Here is a 2,838-nt window from a genome sequence, read left to right as displayed (position 1 = left end):
CCAAGCACGGCGATCACGACGAGTGCCTTGGCCAGCCCCTGTGTTCGGAGTGTTACCGCTACGACCACCACCTGGTCTGGCAGTGGTGGGCCCCCGAACTGTGGCGACGCTTCACCATCAGCCTCGGCCGCGCCCTCGCCACCGACCTCGGCATCAAGCCCGGCAAGCTCCGCGACCACTGCTCCATCCAGTACGCCAAAGTGGCCGAAGTCCAGGCCCGCGGCGCGATCCACTACCACGCCCTGATCCGCCTCGACGGCCCCGCGCTCCTCGGCATCGGCGCCCCCGCCCCCGACTCGATCACCACCAGTCGTCTCGCCGCCCTGGTCGAGCACGCCGCGACCTCGTTGCGCTACACCGTCCCGCCGCCCGTCGAGGGACAGGCGCCGGTGGTGCTGGCCTTCGGCCCCCAGGTCGACGTCAAGCAGGTCCGCGACCACCACCGCCCCGACGACCCCGACGCTGCCTTGAAGCCCGCGCAGGTCGCGGCCTACCTCGCCAAGTACGCCACCAAGGACGCCAGCGACGCCACCACCCACCGCAACAACCCCCACCTCCAGCGCCTCAACGCACTGTGCCGCACCTGGGCCACCGAAGCAGCCCTGCGCCAAACCCGCCGCGACACCGGCCAGCCCTGCACCATCCCGCTATGGCGAGGCGGCATCGACCCCTACGCCAAGATCGGCAAACGCACCCGCGACCTCGGCTACCGCGGCCACTTCGCCACCAAGTCCCGCCGCTACAGCCTCACCCTCGGCGCCCTGAGACGAGCCCGCGCACGCTTCCAAACCCTCCTGGCCCAGTCCGGTAGGCAGCCGGTCACCCTGTACTTCGTCGACCTGCTCGCCCTCGACGCCCACGACACCGACGACCAGGTCATCACCGTCAAGGACTGGCGCTACGAATCCACCGGATGGGACACCTCCACAGACCAAGCCCTCGCCACCGCAGCAGCCGCCCGCGCCCGCGAGTACGCGCAATGGAAGGCCACAACCACCCACCCCCACCACTCAAAGGAGAGCTGAACCATGTCCGCGACCACCATCGAACCCCTGCTGACCATTGAGGACCTGGCCCGCCTGCTCGGCGTCCCGGTGCCCACCATCTACGCCTGGCGTTACCGGGGCGAGGGGCCCCGCGGCTACAAGGTCGGACGGCACGTCCGCTTCCGTCTGGCTGAGGTGAACGCCTGGCTCGAAGGCCGGGCCGACGTGGCCAAGGTCGCCTGACGTGGCCTACGTCGATCGTGTGGAGCGCACGTCCACCACGGCCGGTGGAAAGGTCCGCAAAACCGTCCGCTACCGAGTGCGCTATCGCGACGGGGCCGGACAGGAACACGCAGAATCATTCGCCCGTGCCCTGGATGCCGAGCGTCGTCGAGCCGAGATCGAGATGCAGCTGCAGGAGGGCCGTTGGCTCGACCCTCGCCGCGGTGACATGCCGTTTCGGCAGTGGGCAGAGCCCTGGGTGCAGACGCGTCATGACCTTCGCCCGACCACCAGGGCGCGACTGGAGACCACCATGGCCAAGCAGGTGCTGCCGACGTTCGGTGACGTGCCGCTACGGCGGATCAACAGCGCGCGCATTGCCGAATGGGTCCAGGAGCTCATGGCTCAGGGCTACTCTGCCGCGACGGTACGCAAGGCCGTCTTCGCCCTGCGCCAGTGCCTGCAGGCAGCCGTGGACGACCGGCGGATCTCCTTCAACGCGGCCATTCGCGTGAACCTCCCCACCGAGCGGGCCAAGACGCCCCGCTTCCTCACCCAGCGCGAGCTGGAACGACTCGTCGATGCCATGCCCGACAAGTACAAGGCCCTTGTCTTGGTCGGCGGGTATGCGGGACTTCGATGGGGTGAGGCTGCCGGCCTGACCCGCTCGCACATCGACGCAACGCGCTCGCGGATCATCGTCGAGCACACCGCCGTGGAGGTGCATGGCGTTGTGCACTTGGGCCAGGAGCCCAAGACCCGACGTTCCAAGCGCTCCATCCCGGTGGCGCGCGCGGTCATGCGTCGGATTGAGGAACACTTGGACACCTTCGTCGGGCCCGGCGCCGATGACCTGGTCTTCATCGGCACGCACGGGGGACCGCTGTTTCGTGGGACCTTCGGTCGGCATGTGTGGCGTCCTGCGGTGAAGGCGGCTGGGCTCGACGGTTTCACCTTCCACGGGCTGCGGCACAGCTTCGTGGCGATCCTCGTCGCCGCTGGATGCAATGTGCGTGAAGTCTCCGAATGGGCGGGCCACAACTCGGTAGCGTTCACCCTGACCAGGTACGGCGGGCTGTTTGCCGACGGTGCCGACGAGGCAGTCGACCGCCTCGACGCTCTGTTGGGCTGAGAGGTTGAAGGGGGGCTAGGGATGACATTGCTTGAGTTCGAAGTGTTGCCGACAGAGACGATTCTCATCAGAGGGGCTATCACGCTCGTGGTGGGGATCACCGCGACGTGGCTCGCATGGTGGGGGCCGCTCCGTCCCAACACCTCGAAGCGTACGACCACGCCTGGATCGCCTCGGCACTGGTTGGGGATGCTCTGCGTGCTTCTGGGCTTCGCTGGCATTCTCATGACCATTGTCTTTGCGATCCTGTTGGTCCGGCGGATGTGATGCGTACCAAATGCGTACCGCGGCCACTGGTCCCGGACAATCAAGAAGCCCCTGACTCGGCGTCACGCCTCGTCAGGGGCTTCTTGCTAGTGGTATCCCCAACGGGATTCGAACCCGCGCTGCCGCCTTGAAAGGGCGGTGTCCTGGGCCGCTAGACGATGGGGACCCGACCGGGCAAGTCTAGTGGCCTTCGGGCGCTGCTCAAAACCGCGTCCGCGCTGACCGTGGCTC

Annotated in this window: 4 protein-coding genes and 1 tRNA gene; 4 read left to right on the top strand and 1 reads right to left on the bottom strand. The window is 67.5% G+C overall.

The window, feature by feature from the left end; all coding sequences use genetic code 11:
* The 4 genes from ACHFFZ_RS09715 to ACHFFZ_RS09700 all read left to right on the top strand — a co-directional run.
* Positions 1-1,025 (top strand): replication initiator (locus ACHFFZ_RS09715; RefSeq protein WP_394276434.1); only part of this gene is annotated, 1,025 nt, incomplete at its 5' end.
* Between the two features lie 3 nt (positions 1,026-1,028).
* Complete coding sequence (locus ACHFFZ_RS09710) at positions 1,029-1,229, top strand: helix-turn-helix transcriptional regulator (protein ID WP_394276433.1); 201 nt, start codon at positions 1,029-1,031, stop codon at positions 1,227-1,229.
* Position 1,230: 1 nt separating this feature from the next.
* Entirely contained in the window at positions 1,231-2,340 is a 1,110-nt protein-coding gene (locus ACHFFZ_RS09705; RefSeq protein WP_394276432.1) for a tyrosine-type recombinase/integrase, read from the top strand.
* Positions 2,341-2,361: 21 nt separating this feature from the next.
* Positions 2,362-2,607: a hypothetical protein gene (locus tag ACHFFZ_RS09700; protein WP_394276431.1), complete on the top strand. Its 246-nt coding sequence runs from the start codon at positions 2,362-2,364 to the stop codon at positions 2,605-2,607.
* A 90-nt stretch (positions 2,608-2,697) separates the two neighbouring features.
* Here the strand turns inward: ACHFFZ_RS09700 and ACHFFZ_RS09695 are convergent.
* Positions 2,698-2,773 (bottom strand) — tRNA-Glu (locus ACHFFZ_RS09695).
* Positions 2,774-2,838 lie beyond the last annotated feature (65 nt).

Origin of the sequence: Luteococcus sp. (genome assembly GCF_043424415.1) — a bacterium.
Taxonomy (GTDB): Bacteria; Actinomycetota; Actinomycetes; order Propionibacteriales; family Propionibacteriaceae; genus Luteococcus.
Note: the sequence above shows the minus strand (reverse complement) of the source record. Positions and strands in the feature narration are given on the sequence as shown.

What these genes read in the sequence shown, in the direction of transcription:
- ACHFFZ_RS09710 (WP_394276433.1), top strand. Translation starts at nt 1,029, where the DNA reads ATGTCCGCGACCACCATCGAACCCCTGCTGACCATTGAGGACCTGGCC.
- ACHFFZ_RS09700 (WP_394276431.1), top strand. Translation starts at nt 2,362, where the DNA reads ATGACATTGCTTGAGTTCGAAGTGTTGCCGACAGAGACGATTCTCATC.